Raw genomic sequence first — 26,865 nt, forward strand, 5'->3', positions numbered from 1 at the left:
CGATGACACAACAGAAGCTTACAAAACAAATGCCGCAAACGGTTGCGAGGGTTTATGCGGAATAGATTCCGCTGATGAATAAGGCTTAAATGGCGGGATTGTCAGGAAACTGCCCGCCTTTTCATATGCCGGGACGATTCACGCGTGGCGCAAGTCAAGAACGCGCCGCGACTTTCCCGTGGCTGTCGTGGGAATTTCACCGGCATTGAGCACGCACACTTTCGTCGAGACACCGACGATCGTCTTGACGCGTTGCTGCAATTCACGGGAAAGTCCCGAGCGGTCGTTCTCGCTTAGCGAATTGCAAATCTCCGCGCGGGCTTCGACTGACACTGCTAAAGAATCCATGTGTCCATCGCGCGAAATTTGCAATTGATATTGGCCGCTCAGGCGCGGAATGGCCAGAATGAGTTCTTCGATCTGACTCGGAAAGACATTCACGCCGCGAATGATGAGCATGTCGTCGGAGCGGCCGGTGATCTTCGAAAGGCGCCGCATGGAGCGCGCGCTTGGCGGCAGGAGCGAAGTGAGATCGCGCGTGCGATAGCGGATCATGGGCATCGCTTCCTTGGTAAGCGATGTGAACACGAGTTCGCCCGTGCTGCCTTCGGGAAGCACTTCGCCCGTCGCCGGATCGATGATCTCCGGATAGAAATGATCTTCCCAAATGGTCGGGCCATCCTTGGTTTCAATGCATTCGCACGCCACGCCCGGCCCCATGATTTCGGAGAGTCCATAAATATCGAGTGCTTGAATGCCCGCGCGCGTTTCGATCTCGCGGCGCAATCCCTGACTCCAGGGTTCCGCGCCAAAGATGCCTATTTTCAAGGACGTTTTCGAAGGGTCCATGCCTTGCCGCGTCATTTCGTCTATCAGGTTGAGCATGTAGGACGGCGTGACCAGAATGATCTTTGGCTCGAAATCGCGAATGAGTTGAACTTGCTTTTCCGTCTGACCGCCGGACATCGGCACGACCATGCAGCCGAGTCTCTCGGCACCATAATGAATGCCCAGGCCGCCGGTGAAAAGGCCATAGCCGAACGCGTTATGCAGCGTGTCGCCGGGCCGGCCGCCTGCTGCACGTATCGAGCGCGCGGTGACATTCGCCCATGTGTCGATATCGTTCGCCGTATAACCTACGACGGTCGGCTTGCCGGTTGTACCGCTCGACGCGTGTACACGTACCACGCGTTCGCGCGGAACAGCAAAAAGACCGAAAGGATAGTTGTCACGCAAATCCGACTTGGACGTGGTGGGAAAGCGCGCAAGATCGGAAAGCTCACGCAAGTCGTTGGGATGCACCCTTGCCGCGTCAAATGCGCGTCTGTAGTGCGGAACATTCTCGTAAGCGTGATGCAATGTCCACTTGAGCCGTTCGAGTTGCAACGCGGCAAGTCCGTCACGGCTCGCATGCTCGATGGGCTCAGGTACGCTTGGCGAATGGGCTTGAAGCACGGTTGTCTCCTGCATGAATCAATGAAAGCACTGATCCGCGAATCGCAGCGAGGCGATGAGCGGCGAGGCGCGGTAACGGTCTTCGCCGTAATGTTCCGCGAGATTGAGCAACACGTTATGAATATGCGCCACGCCGATGCGCTCGCACCATTCGAGCGGGCCGAGCGGATAGTTCACGCCCTTTCGCATCGCCAGATCGAGGTCGCTACGTGTGCATACGCCCTGATTCACGGCATCCGCCGCTTCGTTCGCGAGCATGGCCACGGTGCGCATCACGATCAGGCCGGCTACGTCTGCGAGTGGCACGACATCAAAGCCGCTTCGCGCAAGCGTGCCTGCAACGGCTTCATAGGCTTCGTCAGCGCATTGACGCGCACGCGTGAGCGCGACGCACGGCGCTTGCGCATAATCGAGCGCGAGGTCGATCAGCACGACATTTCGAATGCCAAGCGCATGCGCGCGTTCGGTCGCCGTGCGGCCATCGGTGACGAACAGGCATGCATCGTCGATTTGCGCGACGAGGCCCGGCATATCGTCTATTCGTTCGGCATCCGTATCAGTGATCCGAGCTTGCAGCGCGGAATGAAGCGGCACGTTCGCACCGAGCACGATACGCGTTGCCTCACGTCCATTTCTTTCGATATGCGCGGCAGGCTTCGTTGCTTGTGCGCCGTAATCGTAGAAGCCACGGCCTGTCTTGCGGCCAAGATAGCCTGCATCGACGAATTCTTGTTGAATAAGCGAAGGCGTGAAGCGCGGATCGTGGAAATACGCTTCGAATACCGATTTCGTTACCGCGAAATTCACATCGTGGCCGATCAGGTCCATTAATTCGAATGGGCCCATTTTAAAGCCGCCTGCGCCGCGCATCACGGCGTCGATGGATGCTGCATCCGCACCCTGCTCGTTGAGCACGCGCAGCGCTTCCGCATAGAAAGGTCTTGCGACACGATTGACGATAAAGCCCGGCGTGGACTTCGCGAAGACCGGCTCCTTGCCCCACGCCGCCGCTGTCGCATGCACCCGTTGCGCAACGTCTGGCGAGGTCGCCAAGCCGCTGATTACTTCGACCAAGGCCATCAAAGGCGCGGGATTAAAAAAATGCATGCCCACGACGCGCGCCGGATGACGCAAAGGCGCGGCTATTGCAGTGACGGAGATGGAAGACGTGTTCGTGGCGAGAACACATTGCTCGGTCACGATCGATTCGAGTTGCGAAAACAAGGCACGCTTCACATCGAGCCGTTCCGCCACGGCTTCGATGACGAGCGCCGCACCGCGCATGTCCGCGAGGCTTTCGACGAGGCGCACGCGTGTTATGGCCGCTTCTCCCGCACTTGCTTCGAGCTTGCCCTTCTCCACCATGCGCCGCACGTTCACCGCGATGCCTTGCCGCGCTCGCTCGGCCGCGCCTGCATCGATATCATGCAGGAGTACCGTATGTCCCGCGAGCGCCGCGACCTGCGCGATGCCTGCGCCCATCGCGCCCGCGCCGATCACGCCGACGCTCGCTGAACGATCGATCGAAGTTGTCATGCCTGATTCCGTGCCGTGAATTGAAGGGGAATTAACGCTCGTCGTAGCTCACTACCACGCGTTCGCTCAGCGGATGACACTGACAGGTCAGCACGAAACCATCGTCGATCTCATGTTGTTCAAGGGTGAAGTTCTTCTCCATCTTCACCTGGCCTTCCAGCACCTTGGCGCGGCACGTGCAGCACACGCCGCCCTTGCACGCATAGGGCAGCGAAAGCCCCGCCTTGAGGCCGACATCGAGCACGCTGACGCCTTCATACGGCAGACGCAATTTGCGCTTCTTGCCATCGATGACGATTTCGAGATCCGCCGCAGGCATGTCCTCGGTGATTTCGACGGGCGGCACACCGGCCTGTGGCAACGGCGTGCCGAAACGTTCGACGTGAATCTGGCTCGCGGCCATCCCCGATTCCTTTAGAGCGGCCTCGGCGGCATCCATCATCGGACCGGGGCCGCAAATGAAGGCCTCGTCGATTTCTTCGGGCGGCAAGAGCGTCTCGAGAAACGCGCTGCATTTGTTCTTGTCGAGCACGCCATTGAATAGTTCGACATCCTGTATATCGTCCGAGAGAACGTGATACAGCGAAAACCGGCTCATATAGCGGTTCTTGAGGTCTTCCAATTCTTCGGCAAACATGATCGCATCCACGCTGCGATTGCCATAAACGAGCGTGAAACGGCTGGTCGGCTCCATGTCGAGCGTGGTCTTGATGATCGCAAGCACCGGCGTGATGCCCGAGCCACCCGAGAACGCTACGTAATGCTTACGGTGATCCGCGTTCAGATGCGTGAAAAAGCGACCGTCCGGCGTCATCACGTCGATCTCATGGCCCGGCTTAAGCGTGTCGAACGCAAAATTGGAGAAGCGCCCGCCGCGTACGCGCTTGATACCTATGCGCAGTTCGCCGTCGCGATCATAGTCAGTCACGCCGACACAGATCGAATAGGAGCGGCGCGTTTCTTCTCCATCGATATGCGTCTTGAGCGTGACGAATTGCCCTTGCGTGAAACGAAAGGCATCGCGCAACGTGGGCGGCACATCGAATGAAACGGTCACTGCATCGGCGGTTTCGGGTCTGACATCGCGGATACGCAGCGGATGAAATTGCGGAGTGGCCATGTGTGGTTTCGAGGATGTCGAGTCAATACGGCTTGAAGTAATCGAACGGCTCGCGGCAATCGATGCAACGGTAAAGCGCCTTGCACGCGGTCGAACCGAATTGCGCGAGTCTTTCGGTATGCGTGGAGCCGCAGCGCGGGCACGCTATCGTTTCTCGCTTGAACGGCACGAAGCGCAAAGGCTTTTCTGTCGATGCAGCCGCGCTTGCACATTCACCGCCCGGCGGCGCGATACCGTAAAGACGCAGCTTTTCGCGCGCTTCCGGAGTCATCCAGTCCGTGGTCCACGCTGGCGACAAAACCGTCTCGATGCGATGCTCGCCGAGTGCCGCTTGATCGATCGCATGCGTGATGTCTTCCGCGATCTGCGACATCGCCGGACAGCCCGAATAAGTCGGCGTGATGACCACTTCGAGCACGCCGTCCTGAGCGCGACGCACATCGCGCAAGATGCCCAGCTCGCGAATCGATACCATTGGAATTTCCGGGTCCGGCACCGCTTCGAGCACGGACCATGCGCGTTCGAGCGTCGTATCCATGTCGAGCGCCATCACCATGTCGCACCGGGATGCTGACGCGCGAGGCTTTGCATTTCGGCCAGCAGAAAACCCATATGCTCCGAATGCTCGCCCTGCTTGCCCGTGGTGACATGCTTTACTTCGGCAGGCGCTTTGAGCGTGGCTTCCTCGAACGCTTCTTCCAGATGGGCGCGCCATGCCGGTTCGAAATCGCTGGCGAGTGGCGCTACGCCCTGTTCTGCCACCGCGCGTTCGGTTGCATCGATGGCGAAGAACTCGCGTGTATAAGGCATCAGATAATCGAGCGCCGCCTGCGCACGACGATGTGACTCGTCCGTGCCATCGCCAAAGCGCACGAGCCAGTCACGCGCATGATGGAGGTGATAGCGTGTTTCCTTGATCGACTTCGCCGCGATCGCCGCCAACTGCGCGTCGTTCGATGCGTGCAACGCAGTCCACAATTCCGCCATGAAGGCCGAGTACAGAAAGTTGCGCACGATCGTCACGGCGTAATCGCGTTCGGCACGTGTCGTTCCCGCGAGCGGGCCGAAGTGCGGCAACTCGGTGAGGGTGAAATTCGCGAACTCTCGTTCCGTCCGAAAATACGCGTAGTCATCCTCTGTTTTCTTCGCACCGGTCAACGATGCTTCGAGCGTCGCCGCATGCGTGTACAACAGACGCGCCTGCCCGATGAGATCGAGGCTCATATTAGCGAGCGCGATGTCTTCTTCCAGCGCCGGGCCGTGACTGCACCATTCGGCATTGCGTTGGCCGAGAACGAGCGCGTTATCAGCAAGACGCAGGACATAGGCGAGATGTGCGTGGTTCATATCGCGCGAGCCCTTACATGTGATTGATTTCATCGGGCAACACAAAGAATGTAGGATGCCGATATATCTTGTCGCCTGCGGGCTCGAACAATTCGCCCTTGTCCGCAGGGTCCGATGCCGTGATCGCCGCTGAAGGCACCACCCAGATGCTCACGCCTTCCTGACGGCGCGTATAGACATCACGCGCCATGCGCAGCGCGGCGCCTGCATCCGGCGCATGCAGGCTGCCGCAATGCTTGTGATCGAGTCCCTGCTTGCTGCGCACGAATACTTCCCAGATCGGCCATTCGTTGCTCATGTCTTTGTCTCCTTCACGCGGCTTTTTGCCGGGCACGGGCCTGTTGCTTTTGTGCGTGAGCAAGCGCGGCTTCGCGCACCCACTCACCTTGGTCATGCGCTTTCACCCGCGTGGCGAGGCGTTCCTTGTTGCAAGGGCCATCGCCGTTCACGACGCGCCAGAATTCGTCCCAATCGATCGCGCCATAGTCGTGCGCGTTACGTTCCGCGTTCCATTTCAGATCGGGATCGGGAAGCGTGACGCCGAGAATCTTCGCTTGTTCGACGGTGGCATCGACGAACTTCTGGCGCAGGTCATCGTTTGAAATACGCTTGATGCCCCATGCGAAAGATTGGCCGCTATGAATGGAATCTTTATCGCTCGGACCGAACATCATGAGCACCGGCCACCACCAGCGGTTTACCGCCTGCTGCACGAGATCGCGCTGGGCCTGCGTGCCCTTCATCATCGAGAGCAGTGCGTCGAAGCCCTGGCGCTGATGGAAAGACTCCTCCTTGCAGATGCGGATCATGGCGCGCGCATACGGACCGTAGGTGCATCGGCATAACGGAATCTGGTTCATGATGGCCGCGCCATCGACGAGCCAGCCGATCACGCCGACATCGGCCCACGTGGGCGTCGGGTAATTGAAGATGCTGGAATATTTGGCACGGCCTGCATGCAGCGCATCCACGAGTTGATCGCGCGACACACCGAGTGTTTCAGCGGCGCTGTAGAGATAAAGACCATGCCCGCCTTCGTCTTGCACCTTCGCAAGCAGAATGGCCTTGCGCTTAAGGCTCGGCGCGCGGCTGATCCAGTTGCCCTCCGGCTGCATGCCGATGATCTCCGAATGCGCATGCTGCGAGATCTGACGGACCAGCGTTTTGCGATAAGCCTCGGGCATCCAGTCCTGCGCTTCGATCTTGCGGTCGGCCTTCATGACTGTGTCGAAGCGCGTCTGTTCGTTCGAGTGCGCCTCGGGCTCTTGTGCCTGAGTCGTGGGCAGGTCGAGAGATTGGGTGTACATGCGGAGCTCCGCGATCGTTTTTGAGATGCGATGGGAGCAGTATAGCGATTAACCGACCGGACGGTTGATTAATTATCGAATTCAAAATGCAAGATTAGATAGGATCGCGTTTACCCGTGTTCATTGGCTTCGCGGCGCGTACAACCTGGCAGCCACGCCACTATTCTTTCAATTGGCACAAAGATCATTCAACGAAAACAGGAATGATCTTAAGACCACCGATATTTAGACTCCGTCCACAAGCTGCCCCGTCGGCAAACAATCGGGCAGCAACATCGAATACGACCGGAGATTCACATCATGAAGACGCTCATTTCCACGCTTGCCATCGCCGCTGCACTCACCGCGCCGGCCTTGTCCTTCGCCCAGCAAAACGATGCCCCCTTGAGCCGCGCTCAGGTCCGCGCCGAACTCGTGCAACTCGAAAAGGCCGGCTATAACCCGAACAGCAGCGACGCGTCGTATGTGTCGAATCTCCAAAGCGCACAAGCCCGCGTGAACGACGAAACGCTTGCGCAGACGCAAGTTCCGGGCAACGGTTATGGTCCGGGTGCGACTGGCTCGACGCAATCCGGCCGCACGGGAACCACGCAGTCCCGCGCGATGAATACGTACTTCGGTCAGTAAGCGAAGGCCAGGGAAGCTGCCAGAAGACCGCGCTCGGTCTGCTCGCATTTTGCATGCAACATGCAGGATTGCGTGACGCATGCAAAATTCAGTTGGCGGGAATGGTCACGACCGGGGCCTTCGCGGTGTCGGTTACTTCCGCGAGCGCCATCAGGTTTTGAACCACGGTGAAGGCGTATTTCGAGTCGAAATCGCTTCGCTCGATCCAGTAGTTGGACTTATCGTAGTTCACGCTCACGTAGGCATCCTTCGGCGGCTTCTCGCCTACCTTCACGACGATGGTCGGTCGCGTCTCGCCGCCGATCAGTCCAATGCCCGACTTGGTCGCACCGCTTTGCACCTGATCGTCCGGCACGGCAATCTGCGCGCCGAGATCCGTGAGAATGCCGAGCACCGAACGCGTGACCATCGGAACACGGTTACGGTCCGCCGACTGGCCATACACGATCTCGTAAGTCTTCATCTTCGGCGACAGGCGCAACAGCTTTCTTACGAGCGCGAGATCGTCCACGACCTGTTTGATCTCGCCGCTACGCGTGGCGCCGAGCGTGATGTACACACCGCCCTTATCCTCGTTGCCGCCCTTGGCCGCTTTGTCGCTCTTGCCCGCGTCGTCGAAATTGCGTGACTCGATATTCAACTCGCCCGCCAGTTGCAAGCGACGCAACGCCTGAAGCAACAAAAAGAACTGCGGCGAACCCGATGCGTTCGGACCACCCAGCGAGTTGCCATTCTGCAATCCGCTGATCGACTGCGCCGTGATGCGCAACAAGAGATCGATCGGCATGCCGCTTTCGGCCAACGGCAGGACCAAAGTCGGGGAAAGCGGCCGGATGTAGGCACTCGCGTAAGCGTCGCCGGTAGTCGGCGTGAAGGTGAAAGTCGGGTGATTCGAATAAGACACGCTGCCGGTCGCCTGCGCGTAATTCGGCTGAGCCCCGGAGCCGGCGTTGAGGATCGCGCCGCCGCTGGCATCGAAATTGTAGGCGGCGATGATGTTGCTCACGGTGAGAAACGAAGGCGCGTCCGCGAAACGCAGGCCGACTATCGCGGCAAGGATTTCACGCTTCTTCGCGTCGCCGAGCGCGCGGGCGTAATCCACCTGATCGGCTTTGAGGCGGCCGGGGCCGATGCCCGCGCAGCCTGCTGCAAGAAAGGATGCGGAAACGAGGGCGATCGATAAGGCTTTCCTTGTCATGGCTTCGAGTGTTTGAGAGTCGGAAGGATCGTCGGCATACGCCGCGGAACACTCGGGCCGTGACAGCAATTCTCATACCTTTGACGCGGAATTCTTCCGGGAAAATCGCAAAAGGCCTCCCCTCGGCGCGTTCGCGCCGTTTGAAAAAAGGTCAGCGATCAGGCAGGTCTGTGTCAAACGACCTGCCCGTCACGCCAATTGATCAGGACGACGCTTTATCGTGCATATCGCGCATCGTTTGCGCGCGCTGCACGTCATGTCCCGTTCCAGCGATGCTTCGGGCCGCCTCGGCATGCTGTGCGACAAGCGCATCGAGTCGATCCTGCGCGAGACGCGGACCGTCATCGCGTGCAAAAGCCGATGTAGCCACTGAAGCGGCCAGCACTATCAAAACCGTGGCGAAGCGCGTTGTTTTCATGATGGTCCCCACACAGTTCAAACGCGGCGCGTGCTCGTCGCCATCCCGTTGGCGCGATGCGCGGCCGTCATCCAAGCATGGCACAACGGCGCGATGCTTGCCGGAGCGCAAACCCTGCACGCTCGTTTCCGCCAATATCAAGCGCGGCGAAACACCGGATGTTTTTTGCATGCATTCGACACTTGCACCAGACGCACAGATTTCCTATTCCTTACAAAGAGCCGCTGCTTTGTCGTACGAACCGGGTCAAGGAGATCGATCATGAACCTCGCCATTTTTTTCGATGGAACCTGGAACGAGCCCAGCGACCACACCAACGCGTTTCTGCTTTTCAATCTGGCGAGAGAAACGCCCGCGCAACAACGTCTCTATGTGCAAGGCGTGGGGACCACGGGGAAAGGGCTTTTCGCGATCGCCGACAAACTGCTCGGGGGCGCATTCGGCGATGGCCTCAGCGAGAACATCAAGCGCGCGTATGCATGGCTGTGTCAGCACTACTCGCCAGAGGCATCGATCTTCATTTTCGGTTTCTCGCGCGGCGCGTACTCGGCGCGCAGCCTCGCGGGCCTGATCCGTAAATGCGGCCTCGTGACCGTGATGAGCGACGACATGATCGACGATGCCTACTCGCTCTATCGAAAGGACATCGGCGCAATGGACGACGCCGCCGTCGAATTTCGCGGACGCAATGCGCGCGAAGTGAATATTGCATTCGTGGGCGTGTGGGATACCGTCGGCGAACTCGGCATTCCGGTCGATGGCCTGCCGATTCCCGGCTTCACCGACTTCTATAAATTCCACGACACCACGCTCGCCAACAGCACGCGAGCCGCTTATCACGCGATCGCGGCCAACGAATATCGTTCGCTCTACAAACCGACGCTATGGACGCCCGGCCCGGAAGATCGCGGCGCGCTGCCGCTCGAACAGCGCTGGTTCGCGGGCGCGCATGCGAATGTGGGCGGCGGTTATCTCACGCCGCCGCGCACGCCAGAAGATTTGCTGCCGCTGATTCCCGCCGAATGGCTGCGTCAGAAAGCGCAGTCGCACGGAATGGACTTCACACAGGCCATCGACATTCCGCCGATTGCCTACACCTGCGAGCCGATCGATTCCTATACCGAGTTCACAACCGACCGCCCGATCCTTCAGCAAGTCTGCAAAAAAGAGCCGCGCACGGCAGGACAAGCGCTCAACGAAACAATCGATCCGAGCCTCAAGAAACGACTCGACGAAACTGGTTTATTGAATGCATTTCCGTCACTGCGAGACCAACTGCGTGCATTGCCGGTCGGCCTTTAATCTTCATCGAGTTCGAACTCGATGCCCGGATAATCCTGCAAACGTCCGCTCACTTCGACCGCGCGCTCGCTGGTAAAAAGCCCGTCGAGGAAATCGAAAGTGAGGTCTTCCGCCAGCGCTTTCAGCGCCAGTTCGGCGCTGCGTTTCGGCTCGACGTTTTCGCGTGCGAGATCGTCCGTGTCCAGATGCGCGCAGAACTGCCCGTTCGTCGATTCCATCGCGCCGATATCGATGACCTTGCCGTCCACGTTCTGCGCGAGCACGCGCTGCTCGACCGCGAACAGACGAAACGGCTGCTCCAAAGGCGATGCATCGCCGGAATTGTGCTGGGTCGCCATGATGGAAATCTCCCGTTAGAAGTCTCCCACAGGCAGCAAGGGCCGCGCCCGCGGCGCCGCCTGCATGCAAAATGCAAAGTGCAAAAGACGAAAAAAAACCGGACGCCGAAGCGTCCGGTTTTCTCGCGAAACAGCCGTGTCGCTTAGAAGCGGTGGATGATACCCACGCCCGCCGCGAACATGCTGCGCGATGCCGACGGCGCACCCTGGAAGCCATCGCCGATCGACGCGTTGGCCGCGGTCTGGCGATTCTTCGTCGTGCCTGCCGGGACGGCCAGCGTGTTGCCCTTCGCGCGCTGGAACGCTTCGAGCGCGTACAGGCCCGTGCGCTTGGACAGCGAGTAGTACTGGGACAGGTTGAACTGGTGGTAGGACGCTGCATCGTTGATGCCGTTCGCTTCGCTCGCCCACGTGTAGCTGTAGCCCGCGCCGAAGTCCCACGCCGGCGTGGCCTTCCAGTGCAGCACGCTGCCGACCGTGTTGAACACTGCCGTATCCGTGAACAAAGAGTTCACGCCCGGAATGTACTGCACGTTCGAGTACGTGACCGACACGTCCCAAGCGCTGTTGAACTGATAGCCGCCAGCCAGCGCGAAGCGCTGTTGCGCCTGCGCGCGTTGGTAGCCCGCCGTGATCGCCGACACGCCTGCCTGACCGGCGCCGGTCGTGCTCGTCGTGTCGTTGATGGTGGTCGAGCTGCCGCTGTAGATACCGCCGCCGTTGGCCGCATTGTTGATGCGCTCGAACGCGACCGTGGCGCCGACCGGACCTTGCGCGTACTGCAACGCTGCCGACCAGGTGGAGCCCTGATAGACGCTGCCCGGGACGCCTGCGAACGAGTACGAACCGCTCACCGTGAAGCCGTACAGCTTCGGCGACGTGTAGACCACCGAATTGTTCGCGCGGTAGATCGTGTCCATGCCGTCCAGATCGCCCGGGTGCGCGCCGAAGTAGCCAGTCAGCCAGTTCGTCGGGCTATACGGTGCGAGCAGCGTGTAGTACGAGGTGTACTGACGGCCCAAGGTCGCCGTACCGTAGGCGGGGTTCGTCAAACCGACCCAGGCCTGACGACCGAACATCGCGTTGGTGAACTGCTGGCCGCCGCTGTTGATGTCGAAACCCGATTCCAACTGGAAGATGGCCTTGTTGCCGCCGCCGAGATCTTCGGCGCCCTTCAGGCCGAAGCGGCTGCCCGCCCAGATGCCCGATGCCGTCTTGACGTTCGAGCGGCCCGCCGTCGACTTGGCCGTATTGGTCTGGCTGCTTTGATAGACGATCGAATCGTCGACGATACCGTACAGCGTGACGCTGCTTTGCGCGAAGGCCGGGGCTGCGGCCGCGAAGGCAGTCGCTGCGACGATGGCAGCCTTGGTCAGGTTAATACCCTTCATTTGCTCTCCTCTGTGCTCTGTGCGATTGGGCGATTTTTTGCGATGCTGCCGAGCCTGTAACGAATGCCGGTCGATACTGCGCGGCTTATCTCGACTCGTAAATTTGTCGCTCGCCAGTGTATGGCTTACAGATGGAATGCGAAAGAATCAGGCGTATTCGTGTCTTTTTTTTGCACTGTATGGTTAACCTGTATTTTCGGCGTCGCAAATATTGGCATTTCCGGCATGAAAATGACAGAAAGCTGACTTAAAGCGGGCTGAACAACGTCTTTTAACCGTCGTTGCGATAGCCAGCGCGACCGTCAAAACAGTCTAAGAAAAACGTTTACCTATATAAATGATTGATTTATATAAATATATTTATCTTAATTGGCAGATGTGGGTAAACATCGATGCCTTGTTAAGCATCTCGGCAAGATAAAAACGGGAAACGGGGACACCCTGAGTTGCGCATCGCACACAGCGCGACCAAAAAAGGCGAGCGGGCTTTCAGGAACATCGCGATTTGGGGGTCGCGGAAAGCCGTTGGTAGGTAGGGAAAAGTCGGAGGTCGCGGGCGGCGAGTCGGTCACGCCGCCCGGATATTGAATGCAAAAAACGCTTGGCTTACTGCTCGGTCTTGGCCCGCAGTTCGCGCGCGGTTTCGAGCAAACCTTCATAGCCCGAACGCGCATGTTCCGGCAGATCGGGGTCGCCGATCAGCGTCCCCAGCGTCTCAATGATGCTGTACAGAATGCCGCGCGCCGCGTGCGCCGCGAGCCTGCCCGCCGCGAAAGATTCATCGACGTGCGTGAGCGCCGCATCGAAATGTTCGACGCCGGGCTGCGCGCCGTCGAGGTCCGGCGCGGTCGGGCTGTCCGCGCGCGGCCCGGTCGGTTCGCTGTTCATGATGACGGTCCTCCTCAGGAATGACGTGCTTTTACTGGTATAGCCGCGCGGTTCATTGCATGCAATATGCAATCAAGACGCCGGCAATTCTTCCACCGGCACGATTCGATGAATACGCCGCGCCTCGCCGCCCGCGCCGACCGTTTCCGCATGCAGCCGGTTCGGCACACCGCGCTCCGACAGCAACGCCCGCAGATCGATGATCACCGGAAACACCTCATGATTGTGATCGGCGCCCTGCCGGTCATGCGCTTCCTGCTCGCGCTCGACGATCCACCGGTCTTCCTTGAAAATGCGCTCGGTGAACCACACGAGCAAGGGCCACGCGGCATCGAGCAGACCGGGAATTTTCGGGCGGCGGATCGACAGCAGGCCGAAGGTGCGGTTGGTGCGCTGCTCGGCATCGAGCGGCACATAGGCGATCCACAGATCCATCACCATGGTGTCGTCTTTCGTGCGGATTCGGAGCGTCTGGTACGGGTATTCGGTGCGGATGGTCATCACATCCTTTTGCTGCTCGTCGGGCTTGCTGCCGCGCTTCTGCCCGAACACGAGCGCCTCGCCGATGGGCTGCTTGCCCGCCTCGCGCGCGAATACATAATCCACTTCCACCCAGTCCTCGCCACGACGCCGGCCGAGCGAACGCGCGCGCATGCTGCCCATTTGCCGGCGATGCAGGAACTGATGGTTCATATCCATCAGGTTCTCGTGCATGAAGCTGTAATGACATTTCACCTCGCGGCCGAAGCGGCGCGTCTTGTACGCGCGGTCCGTCGCGGAGCCGAGTTCGGGGAACTTCGCGTCATCGGCCAGCAAGGGATCGCCCGTGAAAACGAAGATCAGCCCGGCCTCCTCGCGGCACGGATAACTGCGCACGCCATTGGGCAAGCGCTCGCGGCCGAGATAAGGGATGTCGGTGCAACGGCCCGTGCAATCGTAGGTCCAGCCGTGATAACAACAGCGGATGGATTCGCCATCGACGACGCCCGCATGCAGCGGCACCTGCCGATGCGCGCAGCGGTCTTCGAGCGCGAAAACCTTGCCCGTCTCCGTGCGCACGATGACGATCGGGTCGCCCGCGAAGCGCACCGCATGCGTCTTGCCGCGCTTGACTTCATGCGACCACGCGAGCGGATACCAGTGATCGGGATGGATATCGACGCGGCGCAAATCGCGCGGCGGTCTGGTTGTTATATCGATGGTGGTATCGATGGAACCGGCTTCTTGATCGCCTTGCGGCAACGCTGCGTGCATGTACGACGCCTCCGGTTGATGGGAGATCGAGGGGATTCGGGAAAGCTCGCTTTGACCGCCGCAACCCCGTGCGACGCGACGAACGTCCGGCGAACGACGGTATGCAGTCTACACGGCGGCGACCCTTCCGGCTTGTCCGCAATGCGCGGTGCTTCGTCCCGCGTGGCCTCGGGCGGCTACGCGTTCTTCGAAAACACCACGATGAAGTTGTTCGCCGGCATGGCAATCACTTCGGCGAGCGAGAAGCCTTCCTCCGCGCCGAGCGCGACGACCGCTTCCATGTCGCGCACGCCCCAGCGCGGATCGGTGGCGCGGAGTTGCGCATCGAACGCCTCGTTGCTTGGCGCGGTATGTGCGCCCGCGCGCCGGTAAGGACCGTACAGCACGAACACGCCGCCCGCCTCCAGCCGTTCGCCCGCGCCGCGAAACAGCGCCTGCGCCGCCTGCCACGGCGCAATGTGGATCATGTTGATGCAGACGATCGCCGCGACGTGTCCGATGCCCCAGTCGTCCTGCTGCACGTCGAGCGCGAGCGGCGCGTTCAGGTTCGGCAACGCCGCATGCGCGCGCCACGCGGCGATGGAATCGCGTGCGCCGGCATCCGGGTCGCTCGGCTGCCAGACGATGCCCGGCAGCCCCGTCGCGCAATGCACCGCGTGCTGTCCGGTGCCGCTCGCGATCTCCAGCACTAAGCCTCGTTCGGGCAACACGCGGGTGAGGACCGTTAGAATCGCATCGCGATTGCGCTCGGCGGCGGGGGCGCGGCGGCGTACCGAAGTGTTGGCGGGGTCGTCGGAATGGGCGGTCATGAGTGTCGATGCATCGGTACGCAAAATACAAAGTGCCGATGAGCCTAAGGGCAGGCGCAGCGCTGCGTCAAGCGGCTGCTTCAGCGGTTCATGGCGCGATTCGTGCTGCGCGGCCCCGAATACATGCGCGGTGCAATATCAAATCTGTGTATGCTGCCGGATGAATCGGCGTAAGCATTGCATTTTGCATTCATTGTGTTTGTATCACGCATGCACGCGCATCCAGTCCACCGCCCGCCGCCATCAGGCGATCGACAGGGAGAAGAACATGCAAGACCCGAACGATGCAAAGAAAGCAGGCCCCGACGATGACATGGTCGCCTTCGCAAGCGAAGTATTCGACGTGGCCCGACGCGGCGACGCCGCGATGCTCGACGCGCTGCTCACGAAGGGCCTGCCGCCCAACCTGCGCAACGACCGCGGCGACACGCTCGTGATGCTGGCCGCCTATCACGGCCACGCGGATGCCGTGCGCGTGCTGCTCGAACACAAGGCCGATCCTGACCTGCGCAACGACAACGGCCAGACGCCGATAGCAGGCGCGGCGTTCAAGGGCTTCAAGGATGTGATCGCGACGCTGCTGGAACATGGCGCGGATGTCGAAGGCGCATCGCCTGACGGGCGCACCGCGCTGATGATCGCGGCGATGTTCAACCGCATCGAGATGATCGATTTTCTGATCTCGCACGGCGCGAACCCCGATGCGCGCGATGCGAACGGCGTGTCCGCGCGCGATGCCGCCGAGCGGATGGGCGCGGTCGATGCCGCCGCGCATCTGCGTGCGTCAGGCGTGTGAAGGCATCGCGCGCCAGCAACACGGCACGGTTTCAACGGCCAGCAATCCGCCTGACGCGAACGCACGCGCCACGCCGCGCATCGTCCGAAAGCAGGCGATCGAACCCATACAGGTGACCCGGAACCATGGAGCTTTTGTGATGACAGGCGGTTCTCCGCATAGGTCAGTTGGCCTTGCCCGATGGACGGCGTGGTGCATGTCATGCGCCACGTGCGTGATGTCGATCATCCGCCTGCGCATGCTGCGTCCCGTGAGCATGCCGATGCTCGCCGCCTGCCTGCTTTCCGCGTGCGGCCTCCTGCCGACGCAGACGCCCGCGCCGATCGTCGAACGCTCGTACATTCCGGGGCCGAACGAGACCGAAACCGAAGCCGCCGAAACCGAGGAGCCCGCGTCCGCCACGAGCGCGCCCGAGCCCGCCTCGACACCCCGGCCCGCGCCCGCGCCGAAGCCGAAGAAGCGTATCGTGAAGCCCAAGCCGCCCGAACCGCCGCCCCCGCCGCCGCCGGAGCCGGTCGAGCCGCCGCCTCCGCCGCCGCCGATCATTTCCACGCGCATCATGCAGCACGAACAATTGCACGGCCTGCTCGATGCCGAAGTGCAGCGTCCCGATGGCAAGGTCGTCGGCCGCGCGGTGGACCTGTATGTCGATCCGGCCTCGAAACCGAAGCTCATGATGGTCAATCTCGCCGGCTTTCTGGGCGTGGGCGACCGCAAGGTGAATTTTCCGTGGACGGCCTTCAAGTTCACGCCGAATTCGAAGACCGCGCCGATCACCTTCGTGCAGCCCGCGCCCGCCGCCAAGGGCAAGCCTGCCGATCCGGCGCCCAAGCCGCAGCCGGTCGCCGAGGCGCCCGCGAACTTCCTGCAACTGATCGACTCGACGGTGACGCAGAAGAACGGTGCGCGCATCGGACGAGTTGTAGATGTGCTCGTCGATGCGCAGGCCGAAGCGCAGGCGCTGGTGCTCGATCTGTCGAACTCGCTTTCCGAGGAGAAGCGGCATATCGCTGTGAACTGGGGCGATCTGCACGTGGTGTCGCGCAACAAGCAGCCCGCGCTGGAGATGGATTTCAGCGAAGCGCAGTTGAAGGCGGCGCCGACTTATGGCGCGGATCAGCCGGTGAAGATCGTGTCGCCGTTGGTGGCGGTGGCGGCGCCGGTGGCGGCTTCGGCGGCGGCTCCCGCATCGGCTGCATCGGCAGTTGCTGCGTCGGCTGCATCGGCTGCGTCCGTTCCGGTGGCCTCCGCGCCGAAGAACATGCCCGCGCCGGTTTCCGCCCCGAAAAGTCCGACCACCGCTTCAGGGTCCGTCGCGCCGCAAGCATCGGCTTCCGGCGCGCGCCCGAACCGCTGACGAAGCTCACACACCGGACGCAACCGACGCACAAGATAAAACGGATAACGAATTGAATCACCGAATCACAATATGGTAATTGCACGAAGTCTGCGCGCGCTCGACTGGCTGAATTTCTTCGTCGCCAACGTGCAGACCGGCTTCGGCCCCTTCATCGCGTCCTATCTTGCGGCCAACAAGTGGACGCAGGGCGAGATCGGCCTGATGCTCTCCGTCGGCACGATCAGCGCGATGGCGAGCCAGTTGCCGGCGGGCGCGCTCGTCGACGCCATGCGCAACAAGAAGTTCGCCGCGCTCTCCGCGATCGTCGCGATCATCGCGAGCGCGTTGTTGCTGGCCGCCAGTCCGACCTTCGTGCCGGTATTCGCCGCCGAAGTGCTGCACGGCTTCGCGAGTTGCATGCTCGTTCCGGCGATGGCCGCGATTTCGCTCGCGCTCGTCTCGCGCGCGGATCTCGGCGACCGGCTCGGCCGCAACGCGCGCTGGGCGTCCATCGGCAGTGCGCTGACGGCCGCGCTGATGGGCGCATTCGGCGAATATCTGTCGCTGCGCTCGGTATTTTTCCTGACCGCAGCGCTCGCGCTACCAGCGGTCTTCGCGCTGCGCATGATCCATTACGAACCGCCCGCGCCCGTGCCGCCCGGCAAGCCGAAACGCACGCACGAGGGCGAGGAGCGCGAATCGTTGCGCGAGTTGCTCAAGGACAAGCGGCTTCTGATTTTCGCGGCGTGCGTGGTGCTGTTTCACCTGTCCAATGCGGCGATGCTCAATCTCGCCGCCGGCGAAGTCACTGCGCACATGGGCGACAACGTTCAACTGGTGATCGCGGCGTGCATCATCGTGCCGCAGTTCATCGTGGCGGCGCTCTCGCCCTGGGTCGGGCGTCAGGCGCAATCGTGGGGACGGCGGCCTGTGTTGATCCTCGGTTTCTGCGCGTTGCCCTTGCGCGCGATCCTGTTCGCGGGCGTGAGCACGCCGTATCTGCTTGTGCCGGTTCAGATGCTCGACGGCATCAGCGCAGCCGTGTTCGGCGTGATGCTCCCGCTCATCGCGGCGGACGTCGCGGGCGGACGCGGCCACTACAACCTGACCATCGGTTTCTTCGGGCTGGCGGCGGGCATCGGCGCGACGCTTTCGACGGCAGCGGCGGGTTTTGCCGCCGACAAGTTCGGCACCGCGATCAGCTTCTTCGGGCTGGCGGGCGCAGGCGTGCTGGCCGTGCTGCTGGTCTGGTTCGCGATGCCGGAGACACGTGGCGCGCTGGTCGAGAAGGAAGCGCCGAAGCCGGTGGTGGAGGCTTAGCGTTTTGCATTTTTAATCTTGCATGCAAAACGCAATCGCCTTCAAATCGGCTTCAGATTGCCAAGCAGCGTGGGAATCAGCTCGCTCACGGTCGGGTGAATGTGCATCGCACGCTGAAGAATCTTGTACGATGCATCCGCATTCATGATGTCCACGAAGGTATGAATCGCTTCATCGCCTTCGATCCCGACGATCGCCGCACCGAGAATGCGTTCTGTGTTCGCATCGACGAGCGCCTTCATGAAGCCGTCGGTTTCGCCGCGCTCGTTTGCCCGTCCCACGCGGGACATCGGCATGGTCGCGAGCAGCGCGTCGCGGCCATCGGCGCGCACTTCTTCCTCGCTCATGCCGACGCGCGCGAACGGCGGGTCCACAAAAACCGCGTACGTCATGATGCGTGCATCCACGCTGCGCGCTTCGCCATCCAGCACGTTCGATGCGATCACCTCATAGTCATTCCACGACGTATGCGTGAACGCGCCGCGCCCGTTGATATCGCCAAGCGCCCACACGTTCTCCACTTTCGTGCGAAGCTGCCCGTCCACATCGATCATGCCGTGCTTGTTCACCTGAATACCGGCATGCTCGAGACCGAGATCATCGGTGTTCGGCGTGCGTCCGGTTGCAAAGAGCAAATGCGAGGCATCAAGCGAGCCATCGTTCGTCACGATACGCACGCCACTACTCGCAGGCTCGACACGCTGAAGCTGCGCATTGAACCGTATGTCGATGCCCTCGCGCGTCAGCACATCCTGTATCGCGTGTGCAATATCGGCGTCCTCGCGCGCGAGAATGCGCTCGCCGCGCACGAGCAAGGTCACGCGGCTGCCGAAGCGCCGGAACATCTGCCCGAACTCCAGCGCGATATAGCTCCCGCCGACGATCACGAGATGTTCCGGCACGTCGGTCAGTTCGAGAATCGTCGCGTTGGTGAGATAGGGCACACGGTCCAGTCCCTCCACACGCGGCACTGCTGCACGCGTGCCCGTGTTGATGAAGATCATGTCCGCATCGATGTCCTCGCTTGCGCCATCGCTCGTCTCGATGCGCAACGCATGCGGCGCGGTAAAGCGCGCGTGCCCCTTGAGCACCGTGAGGTTTTCGGTGCCGCGCAGCCATTGCTCGACACCGTTGCGCGAGTTGCCGATCACTTCGTCCTTGCGCGCCTTCACACGCGCCATGTCGATGCGGATATCGCCACCGATCATCACGCCGTACTTCGCCGCCGTGCGCGCGACATGCGCGGCGCGCGCGCTCGCCACATACGTCTTGGTCGGCGTGCAACCGACGTTCACACACGTTCCGCCAAACAGTTTCCGCTCGATAACGACAGTGCGCTTGCCGCTTTGCGCAAGCCGGACGGCGAGCGGCGATCCGCCCTGCCCTGTGCCGATGACGGCTGCATCGAAATGCTGTGACATGCCCGAGCCTCCTGCCGGATGAGTGAACGCGAACATGGTACGCGCAACGTCCGGCGCGAGCAGCGAGGGTGCCACGGCCCAAAAGCAAGTACAGGCATAACGCATGCTTCATTTTGTATGCAATAAACACGCTGCCTCGCCAGCCGAGCGCTCTTTCACGTCCTCTCCTTCCATTCGACGCATACATGACCGAGACGTTGTGGTTCCTCGTCGTCGGCGGCGTGCTCATTTTCATGGGGCTCGCCAGCACGACCTTCAAGCGCCTGCCGATCAGCACCGCCATGTGCTATGTCGCGATCGGCTTCGCGCTCGGGCCGGGCGCGGCCGATCTGCTGCAAATCGATCTCGCCAGCGATGCAACCGCTTTGCGCCGCATCACCGAAGTCGCGATGCTGGTTTCGTTGTTCGCCATCGGCCTGCGCCTGCGCATCTCGCCGACCGACCGCATCTGGCTCTTGCCGATCAGGCTGGGCGTCGTCGCCATGGTGCTGACGGTGTTCATGTTGTCGCTGGTCTGCGTCTACGTGCTCGGTTTCGGCTGGGGTCCGGCGCTGCTGCTCGCCGCGATGCTCGCGCCCACCGACCCCGTGCTCGCGCATGACGTTCAGGTCGAAACGCCGGGCGATATCGATCTGCTGCGTTTTTCGCTGACCGGCGAAGGCGGTCTGAACGATGGCATCGCGCTGCCCTTCGCGCTGCTGGGCATCGCCGTGTGCAACTACGAGGCGTCGCCCGCCGCGGCCCTGCACTGGACCTTCGCGCTGAATGCGGTGTGGGGCGTGTTCGGCGCGCTCGCGAGCGGCTGGCTGCTGGGCGAACTGTCCGTGCGGCTCGTGGCTTATTTGCGCACACGACACGGCGCGGCGCTCGGTCCGGAAGGGTTTTTCGCGCTCGGCTTGATCGCGCTATCTTATGGCGTCGCCGAACTGATCCACACGTATGCGTTTCTCGCCGTCTTCGCGGCGGGTCTGGCGATGCGGCGCGTCGAGCAGAAAACGAGCGGCGACAAATCACCGGGCGAAGCCGTCGGCACCATCGATACCGACGACCTCGGCGCGACCGCGGCCGATCCTGACCGCGCGCACGCCTTCATGGCCGAGCGCGTGCATGGCTTCACGATCGAGCTGGAACGGATCGCCGAAGCGGCCATCATGCTGATCGTGGGCGCGGTGCTCGCCACGCTCTGGCGCGATCTGTTCACGTGGAAAACGGCGGTGCTGCTCGGCGCGTTGTTCTTCATCGTGCGGCCGCTCGCGGTGGAAGCGTCGCTGATCGGGTCGGGTGCGTCCGGCGGTCAGCGCCGTTTGATGAGCTGGTTCGGGATTCGTGGCGTCGGGTCGTTTTATTACGTGCTTTATGCCATCGAGCATGCGCCGAAGAAGGTCGCCCTGCCGCTCGTGCCGTTCGTGATCTCGGCGATCGTGGCATCGGTGTTGGTTCATGGCATCAGCGCGACGCCGTTGATGAAGCGCTATCAGCGCGTGAGTTCGGGTGCGTGATGCGCACGATTCATTATGTGTAGGCGGCGGCGCTTTATCTGACAGATAGGGTTTTTTTGATGTCGCTGTGCTGTGTTTGTTTTGTCGTGCAAGGGGTTTCTGTTGGTTGGGGTTTTATTGCAGTAGCCGCCTCCCCGGCGGGGGGTAACTTTCTTTGCTGCTGCAAAGAAAGTCACCAAAGAAAGCAGCTTTTTACCCCATGCTCGCTGGCTGGAAAGGGTTGGTCTGGATTAACGGATACAGTGGCCGCAATAGGACTTTCCACGCGTAACGAGCCGCTTAGGCAACCTGGCGATCATGCGCTCGAATCCTTTAGCTTTAGTGGTCCGCATTAATTCCTTCGGCCATGCGCTGCGCGCGCCGAGAACGTAAGAACGGAACCCCGCAGCGTATGAGTGCCCAGTCGCATCACGCCGCATCGCACCTCTCCCATTGGGCCCTACCTTGATAAGCGCTTCTGGGCAAAGCACCCACACCAACGCAAGTCGCCTTTTAGTCGGAGCACTAACCAAGGTAGGACCGAATAGCAATCTTGCGGGAAAGTGTGAGGTGGCTGGGCGCTCATAGGCTGCGGGATTCCGTTCCAAAGCTCTCGGCGCGCGTAGCGCATGGCCGAAAGAATGAATGCGGTCCACCAAGACCAAAGGATTCGAGCACGGAATCGCTAGGTTGCCAATGCGCTTAACCGACCGAAGGAAGTTCTAATGCGGCCACTGTATCGTTAATTCAGTCCAACACTTTCCAGCCAGCGTGCATGGGGTAAAAAGCTGCTTTCTTTGGTGACTTTCTTTGCAGCAGCAAAGAAAGTTACCCCCCCCCGCCGGGGAGGCGGCTACTGCAATAAAACCCCAACCAACAGAAGCCCCTTGCACGACATATACACAGCCGCACTCTGACAGGTCGAGTATCAGCGAATACACATTACGCATGCAAAATGCACTTTTCCGAGCACAGACGAGGATCCCCATGACCCATCTCATCTTTTTCTGCGGCCACGCAGGCAGCGGAAAGACCACGCTCGCCAAACGAATGTTCGCACCGCTCATGCGTGAAACCGGCCAGCCTTTTTGCCTGCTCGACAAAGACACGCTCTACGGCGCGTACAGTGCCGCCGCGATCGGCGCGCTGACCGGTGATCCGCACGACCGCGACAGTCCGCTTTTTATCCAGCATTTGCGCGATCCGGAGTACCGCAGCCTGATCGACACCGCCGCCGAAAATCTCGCGCTCGGCGTGAGCGTGGCCGTGGTCGCGCCGCTCACGCGCGAAGTGCGCGAAGGCCGACTGTTCGACCGCGCGTGGTTGCGGATCGGGGACGACGTGACGATCCGCGTCGTCTGGGCGCATGTGAGCGAGAACGTGGCACGCGCGCGCATCGTCGCGCGCGGCGATCCGAATGATGCATACAAAATCGCTCACTGGGATGAATACCGCACGCGCCTCGTCATGCCCGACGAAACCGTCGCGCGCCGCCTCTGCATGTTCGACAACGCCACGTCTTCACAACGAGACCTCGACGCGCTTCTCGCCCGGTTGATAAGCCCTTCCTGACGTTCAGACGATGACCTTCTCGCGTTCGTGCGCAACCGTCGACGCACCCTGATACAGCTTGCCGAATCGATTATTCAGAAACGCATCGAGCGGCACCTGTTCCTGACGGATGAAGCCGCTATGCGGCAAGCTGCCTTCGCGGAACAGATCGAGTTCCGCGCAGATCGCGCCAGCGGTCGTGATCTGAATCGCGCTCATGGGCACGCCACACACTTCCTTCGCGAAAATCTTGCGCGTGAACACGTCCTGCACGAGCTGGCCGCGCCGCATGCCCGTGACAGTGACGAAGATCAGCACGACATCCTGTGCCGTCGAAGGCACTGCGCGCCGCAGCATGGCCTTGAGACCGTCGCGATCGGTGGACATGCGCAGATCATCGAGCAAGAATTTCATAAGCTCACGATGCCCCGGATAGCGCACGGATTTGTAGTCGAGCGTTTCGACCTTGCCCGCCAGCGTTTCGCACAGCGTGCCGAGTCCGCCCGACGTATTGAATGCTTCATACTCGATGCCATCGAGCGAAAAATGCTCGACGCCTTCCAGGGGTTGTACCCATTGCGTGCGGCCATCGCGAATTGCTTCGCATGGCTGACAATACTCGTTGATGAGTCCGTCGATGCTCCACGTAAGGTTGTACTTCAGCGCATTGGTCGGGAATTCCGGCAAGGCGCCGACGCGCATCTTGACTTCGCGGACATCGTCCAGACGCTTGGCCAGATCGTGCGCGACGATGCCGATGAAACCCGGCGCAAGCCCGCACTGCGGCATGAATGCGATATCGCCTTGTTCCGCGATGGCGCGGATCGCGTGGGTTGCGCGCACATCTTCGGTGAGATCGAAATAATGCACGCCAGCGGCTTTCGCGGCCGATGCAACGCTGATCGCGAGGTAATAAGGCAGCGCGTTGACCAGTGCATCGAAGCCGATCAGCGCGTGACGCAACGCGGCGGTATCTGCGGAATCCAAGCGACGCGTCGCGATGCCCTGTGCATCGAGCACGGCCAGCGCGTGCTCGTCACGATCGAACGCGACGACTTCGAAGTCCCCCGTTTCGCGCAGCAAATGCGCGATGCTTTGACCGATCAATCCGGCGCCGACCAGAGCCACTTTCATCGTCTTCTCCTTTTGTGTGTCGTTGCCCGTCCGGGCCTGTCTTCACACAGTTTAGAAGCCGCAGAATACTGATCCTAGACACAAAATGATGCGCTTCGACGATCGTTTTCGTCATTTCGACGATTGTTCAATGCATTTTGCATGCAAAGTGCCAACACGGCTTAACCCGCGCGGTCGATCTTGCGCGCGAGGATGATCGAGGTCGTCGTGCGTTCCACGCCTTCGAGCGCGCCGATTTCGTCGAGCAGATCGTTCAGGCGGTCGGGAGAGTCGGCGCGTAGCCATGCCACATAGTCGAATTCGCCGCTCACCGCGCACAGCAATTGAATCTCAGCCATGCGGGCGAAGCGTTTCTGCACGTCGCGGCCATATTTGGGCGCGAGCTTGATGCCGACATAGGCCTGAATGCTGGCATCCAGCACGTCCTGCCCGAGCCTCACGCCATACCCGGCGATCACTTCGTTCTTCTCCAGCCGTGCGATGCGCGCGATCACCGTCGTCCGCGCCACGCCCAAAAGCCGCGCCAGATTGGCCACGCTCTCACGCGCGTTTTCCTGCAATAGCGCGATGAGCCTGCGGTCGATGTCGTCGAGTTGGTCGAGGCGCGGCGGTCTCATGTCGTCCTCATGCTGTGATGATTGCGTTTTGTGTTTTGCATGCCATCGGGCATTTTGTATTTTGCATTATGCGGCAGCGCAGGCGATAGATCGCGTCACCACGCAGGCCACGTCACACGCCCAGACGATCGATCAGGAAGTCCACGAAGCGCGACAGCTTCGGCGTGGCACGCGTATCTCGCGGATACACCAGATGCGCAGGCGATGGCTTGGGCAGATGATCCTGCAGCACCGCGACAAGCGCACCGGCATTCAGATCGTCCTCGACGAGCGCGTGCGGCTGAAGAACCAGACCGAAGCCCGCGAGCGCGGCCTTGCGCAATGCCTGACCGTTGTTCGCGCGAAACCGCGCGGATTGCGTGCGTGCGGCGAGCGTGGCGTCATCTTCACCTTGCAACCGCCAGACGGCCTCGCGGCCCTCGTGCACGAAGCCCAGACATTGATGATCTGCAAGATCGTCGGGCGTACCCGGCACGCCCGCGCGCGCCAGATACGCGGGCGATGCACACACGGTCATCGCGTAAGGCTTCAGCGGCCGCGCGACGAAGCTCGAATCGGGTAGCTCGCCGATACGCACCGCCGCATCGAAACGGCCATCCACCAGATCGGCAATCCGATTGCTGAGATCCAGCTCGATGCTGATCTCGGTATATTGCATCAAGAATTCAGTTATCACGGGCGTCACGACTTGCGCGCCATAAGTCAGCGGCACCGTCACACGCAATAGACCGCGCGGCGAAGCGCTCATCGACTCGGCGACGGCATCGGCGGCCTCGACTTCCGCGATGATGCGACGGCAACGCGCGTAGTATTCGCGGCCGATCTCGGTCAGGCTTTGACGCCGCGTGGTTCGCACCACGAGCCGCGCACCCAGCCGCGTTTCGAGCGCCTGAAGATGCTTTCCCGCCATTGGCGCGGAGATGGAGAAACGCACGGCGGCGGCAGAGAGGCTTCCCGCCTCCACGATGGCGACGAACACGCGCATGCTCAACAACGTATCCAAGGCGATTTTTCCTGAACGTATCGAATGTAAGCGATTGTGCAAAGGCAGGCGTATTGCCACGCACTCGTGATACTAATATCCGCCGATGGCGTTCCACCCGCGCATGGTTTCAATCGAAGCATCGATGCTTTCAAAGAGACGACGATGCGCGGCCCGCCCCTTTCATCGATCCAAGGTATCCCAATGAAAAAGACCCTCGTTGCATTGGCGGCGTTCAGCATGACAAGCGCGGTGTTCGCGCAGGCGTCCGCACCCGTTTCGGCATCCGGTCCGGCCATGCAGGCCAGCGCGTCGTCGCCCGGTGCGGCACGTCGTGAGGCGCGTGTCGAAGACCGTATCGCGCAACTGCATGCCAGCCTCAAGATCACGCCGCAGCAGGAAGAGCAATGGTCCAAGTTCGCCGATGTCATGCGCGAGAACTCGCAGACAATGGGCGAACTCTATCGCCAGCGGATCGCGCAGCGTGACACCATGTCCGCGCTCGACGATATGAAGCAGTACGCGCAGATCACGCAAACCGATGCGGACGGCACCAAGCGTCTCGTCGATGCATTCGATCCGCTCTATGCCAGCCTGTCTGCCGATCAAAAGAAACTCGCGGATGCAACCTTCCGCCAGAGCGGTCCGGGCACGGGTCGTCATGGTCCCGCTCATCGCAAGCCGCATGCGGCGGGCGCGGATGCGGCATCGACTATCAAGCCGTGATCGAAGAAGCCCGCTATGCGGGCTTTTTCACGAAGGAATGGTGCACAATGACGCGATTGCCTTTTCATACAAGCGTCTCATGCTGCATCTCACTCAACTCGATCTGACCACCGATCCCGCCGCTCGCCGCGTCGTCAAGGACGAAGCGGTGTCTGTTTCATTCGCCACGCAGGCAGGCGAACTCATGAGCCTCGAAGGACCGAACCGGTATGCGCCGCGCGATGCCATCGTCACCGGAAACGGCGGCGAACGCTGGGTCGTGTCGCGAGAACGATTCGATTCGAAGTACGTACCAGAAGGCTCACACGCTCATGGTGACGACGGCACGTATCGCAACGTGCCGAACGTCGTGCTCGCCCGTCAGATGCACGAGCCGTTTTCCATCGCACGATCCGCTGCCGGCGATGTCCTCAACGGCGACGCAGGCGATTGGGTCATGCAATACGCACCCGGCGATTATGGTGTCGTGAAGGCGGAACGTTTCGCGAAGGTCTATCGCGACGCGTGAGCC

Annotated in this window: 27 protein-coding genes; 9 read left to right on the forward strand and 18 right to left on the reverse strand. The window is 61.1% G+C overall.

Features of this window, described 5'->3' with window-relative positions:
• Positions 1–138: 138 nt before the first annotated feature.
• The 7 genes from paaK to paaA are packed head-to-tail and all read right to left on the reverse strand — an operon-like array spanning position 139 to position 6,765.
• The gene (gene paaK / locus ACZCWR_RS11620) at positions 139–1,470 is read right to left on the reverse strand and encodes a phenylacetate--CoA ligase PaaK (RefSeq protein WP_487300910.1); all 1,332 of its coding nucleotides are present in this window, start codon (positions 1,468–1,470) and stop codon (positions 139–141) included.
• Between the two features lie 3 nt (positions 1,471–1,473).
• Positions 1,474–2,991: a 3-hydroxyacyl-CoA dehydrogenase PaaH gene (gene paaH, locus ACZCWR_RS11625; RefSeq protein ID WP_487300911.1), complete on the reverse strand. Its 1,518-nt coding sequence runs from the start codon at positions 2,989–2,991 to the stop codon at positions 1,474–1,476.
• 31 nt (positions 2,992–3,022) lie between these two features.
• Entirely contained in the window at positions 3,023–4,111 is a 1,089-nt protein-coding gene (gene paaE, locus ACZCWR_RS11630; protein WP_487300912.1) for a 1,2-phenylacetyl-CoA epoxidase subunit PaaE, read from the reverse strand.
• Positions 4,112–4,133: 22 nt separating this feature from the next.
• Entirely contained in the window at positions 4,134–4,649 is a 516-nt protein-coding gene (gene paaD, locus ACZCWR_RS11635; RefSeq protein ID WP_487300913.1) for a 1,2-phenylacetyl-CoA epoxidase subunit PaaD, read from the reverse strand.
• An 11-nt stretch (positions 4,650–4,660) separates the two neighbouring features.
• Complete coding sequence (gene paaC / locus ACZCWR_RS11640) at positions 4,661–5,458, reverse strand: 1,2-phenylacetyl-CoA epoxidase subunit PaaC (protein WP_487300914.1); 798 nt, start codon at positions 5,456–5,458, stop codon at positions 4,661–4,663.
• Positions 5,459–5,471: 13 nt separating this feature from the next.
• Entirely contained in the window at positions 5,472–5,756 is a 285-nt protein-coding gene (gene paaB, locus ACZCWR_RS11645) for a 1,2-phenylacetyl-CoA epoxidase subunit PaaB (RefSeq protein WP_487300915.1), read from the reverse strand.
• 13 nt (positions 5,757–5,769) lie between these two features.
• The gene (gene paaA, locus ACZCWR_RS11650; protein WP_487300916.1) at positions 5,770–6,765 is read right to left on the reverse strand and encodes a 1,2-phenylacetyl-CoA epoxidase subunit PaaA; all 996 of its coding nucleotides are present in this window, start codon (positions 6,763–6,765) and stop codon (positions 5,770–5,772) included.
• 300 nt (positions 6,766–7,065) lie between these two features.
• Here paaA and ACZCWR_RS11655 point away from each other — a divergent pair, with 300 nt between their 5' ends.
• The gene (locus ACZCWR_RS11655; RefSeq protein WP_487300917.1) at positions 7,066–7,392 is read left to right on the forward strand and encodes a DUF4148 domain-containing protein; all 327 of its coding nucleotides are present in this window, start codon (positions 7,066–7,068) and stop codon (positions 7,390–7,392) included.
• An 88-nt stretch (positions 7,393–7,480) separates the two neighbouring features.
• Here the strand turns inward: ACZCWR_RS11655 and ACZCWR_RS11660 are convergent, their stop codons facing one another.
• Together ACZCWR_RS11660 and ACZCWR_RS11665 are read right to left on the reverse strand one after the other, a co-directional pair.
• Positions 7,481–8,590, reverse strand: coding sequence for a hypothetical protein (locus ACZCWR_RS11660; RefSeq protein WP_487300918.1), 1,110 nt, complete (start codon positions 8,588–8,590; stop codon positions 7,481–7,483).
• 202 nt (positions 8,591–8,792) lie between these two features.
• Positions 8,793–9,008, reverse strand: a complete 216-nt coding sequence (locus tag ACZCWR_RS11665) for a hypothetical protein (RefSeq protein ID WP_487300919.1) — start codon at positions 9,006–9,008, stop codon at positions 8,793–8,795.
• Between the two features lie 261 nt (positions 9,009–9,269).
• On the opposite strand from ACZCWR_RS11665, the gene ACZCWR_RS11670 reads away from it, so the two are divergent.
• Positions 9,270–10,310, forward strand: a complete 1,041-nt coding sequence (locus tag ACZCWR_RS11670; RefSeq protein WP_487300920.1) for a T6SS phospholipase effector Tle1-like catalytic domain-containing protein — start codon at positions 9,270–9,272, stop codon at positions 10,308–10,310.
• Here ACZCWR_RS11670 and ACZCWR_RS11675 read toward each other — a convergent pair.
• The 5 genes from ACZCWR_RS11675 to ACZCWR_RS11695 all read right to left on the reverse strand — a co-directional run bounded on the left by ACZCWR_RS11675 (position 10,307) and on the right by ACZCWR_RS11695 (position 14,990).
• Entirely contained in the window at positions 10,307–10,648 is a 342-nt protein-coding gene (locus ACZCWR_RS11675) for a hypothetical protein (protein WP_487300921.1), read from the reverse strand. The genes ACZCWR_RS11670 and ACZCWR_RS11675 overlap by 4 nt on opposite strands.
• A 143-nt stretch (positions 10,649–10,791) precedes the next feature.
• Entirely contained in the window at positions 10,792–12,039 is a 1,248-nt protein-coding gene (locus ACZCWR_RS11680) for a porin (protein ID WP_487300922.1), read from the reverse strand.
• Positions 12,040–12,645: 606 nt separating this feature from the next.
• Positions 12,646–12,927 (reverse strand): hypothetical protein, encoded by a 282-nt coding sequence (locus tag ACZCWR_RS11685; RefSeq protein WP_487300923.1) that lies wholly within the window; start codon positions 12,925–12,927, stop codon positions 12,646–12,648.
• A 72-nt stretch (positions 12,928–12,999) separates the two neighbouring features.
• A complete protein-coding gene (locus ACZCWR_RS11690; protein WP_487300924.1) occupies positions 13,000–14,181 on the reverse strand; it encodes a Rieske 2Fe-2S domain-containing protein in 1,182 nt (393 codons plus the stop codon).
• Between the two features lie 176 nt (positions 14,182–14,357).
• Positions 14,358–14,990 carry a DUF938 domain-containing protein gene (locus ACZCWR_RS11695; RefSeq protein WP_487300925.1) on the reverse strand — a complete coding sequence of 211 codons (633 nt, stop codon included), beginning with the start codon at positions 14,988–14,990 and terminating at the stop codon, positions 14,358–14,360.
• Between the two features lie 268 nt (positions 14,991–15,258).
• On the opposite strand from ACZCWR_RS11695, the gene ACZCWR_RS11700 reads away from it, so the two are divergent.
• The 3 genes from ACZCWR_RS11700 to ACZCWR_RS11710 all read left to right on the forward strand — a co-directional run bounded on the left by ACZCWR_RS11700 (position 15,259) and on the right by ACZCWR_RS11710 (position 18,445).
• A complete protein-coding gene (locus ACZCWR_RS11700; protein WP_487300926.1) occupies positions 15,259–15,786 on the forward strand; it encodes an ankyrin repeat domain-containing protein in 528 nt (175 codons plus the stop codon).
• A gap of 196 nt (positions 15,787–15,982) precedes the next feature.
• A complete protein-coding gene (locus ACZCWR_RS11705; RefSeq protein WP_487300927.1) occupies positions 15,983–17,143 on the forward strand; it encodes a PRC-barrel domain-containing protein in 1,161 nt (386 codons plus the stop codon).
• Positions 17,144–17,215: 72 nt separating this feature from the next.
• Complete coding sequence (locus ACZCWR_RS11710; RefSeq protein ID WP_487300928.1) at positions 17,216–18,445, forward strand: MFS transporter; 1,230 nt, start codon at positions 17,216–17,218, stop codon at positions 18,443–18,445.
• A 41-nt stretch (positions 18,446–18,486) separates the two neighbouring features.
• Here ACZCWR_RS11710 and ACZCWR_RS11715 read toward each other — a convergent pair whose 3' ends face one another.
• Positions 18,487–19,866 (reverse strand): FAD-containing oxidoreductase, encoded by a 1,380-nt coding sequence (locus ACZCWR_RS11715; protein WP_487300929.1) that lies wholly within the window; start codon positions 19,864–19,866, stop codon positions 18,487–18,489.
• 185 nt (positions 19,867–20,051) lie between these two features.
• Here ACZCWR_RS11715 and ACZCWR_RS11720 point away from each other — a divergent pair, with 185 nt between their 5' ends.
• Positions 20,052–21,365: a cation:proton antiporter gene (locus ACZCWR_RS11720; RefSeq protein ID WP_487300930.1), complete on the forward strand. Its 1,314-nt coding sequence runs from the start codon at positions 20,052–20,054 to the stop codon at positions 21,363–21,365.
• A 966-nt stretch (positions 21,366–22,331) separates the two neighbouring features.
• A complete protein-coding gene (locus ACZCWR_RS11725) occupies positions 22,332–22,916 on the forward strand; it encodes a P-loop nucleotide/nucleoside kinase family protein (protein ID WP_487300931.1) in 585 nt (194 codons plus the stop codon).
• Positions 22,917–22,919: 3 nt separating this feature from the next.
• On the opposite strand, the gene ACZCWR_RS11730 is transcribed toward ACZCWR_RS11725, so the two are convergent.
• From ACZCWR_RS11730 to ACZCWR_RS11740, 3 genes are all read right to left on the reverse strand, one after another.
• Positions 22,920–24,029 carry a saccharopine dehydrogenase family protein gene (locus ACZCWR_RS11730; RefSeq protein WP_487300932.1) on the reverse strand — a complete coding sequence of 370 codons (1,110 nt, stop codon included), beginning with the start codon at positions 24,027–24,029 and terminating at the stop codon, positions 22,920–22,922.
• A 161-nt stretch (positions 24,030–24,190) separates the two neighbouring features.
• Entirely contained in the window at positions 24,191–24,646 is a 456-nt protein-coding gene (locus ACZCWR_RS11735) for an Lrp/AsnC family transcriptional regulator (protein ID WP_487300933.1), read from the reverse strand.
• Between the two features lie 112 nt (positions 24,647–24,758).
• A complete protein-coding gene (locus tag ACZCWR_RS11740) occupies positions 24,759–25,649 on the reverse strand; it encodes a LysR family transcriptional regulator (protein WP_487300934.1) in 891 nt (296 codons plus the stop codon).
• 183 nt (positions 25,650–25,832) lie between these two features.
• Between ACZCWR_RS11740 and ACZCWR_RS11745 the strand changes: the two genes are divergently transcribed.
• Positions 25,833–26,354 carry a Spy/CpxP family protein refolding chaperone gene (locus tag ACZCWR_RS11745; protein ID WP_487300935.1) on the forward strand — a complete coding sequence of 174 codons (522 nt, stop codon included), beginning with the start codon at positions 25,833–25,835 and terminating at the stop codon, positions 26,352–26,354.
• A gap of 79 nt (positions 26,355–26,433) precedes the next feature.
• Positions 26,434–26,862 carry a PGDYG domain-containing protein gene (locus ACZCWR_RS11750; protein ID WP_487300936.1) on the forward strand — a complete coding sequence of 143 codons (429 nt, stop codon included), beginning with the start codon at positions 26,434–26,436 and terminating at the stop codon, positions 26,860–26,862.
• Positions 26,863–26,865: the final 3 nt, after the last annotated feature.

The organism is Caballeronia sp. A2-2 (assembly GCF_057612605.2).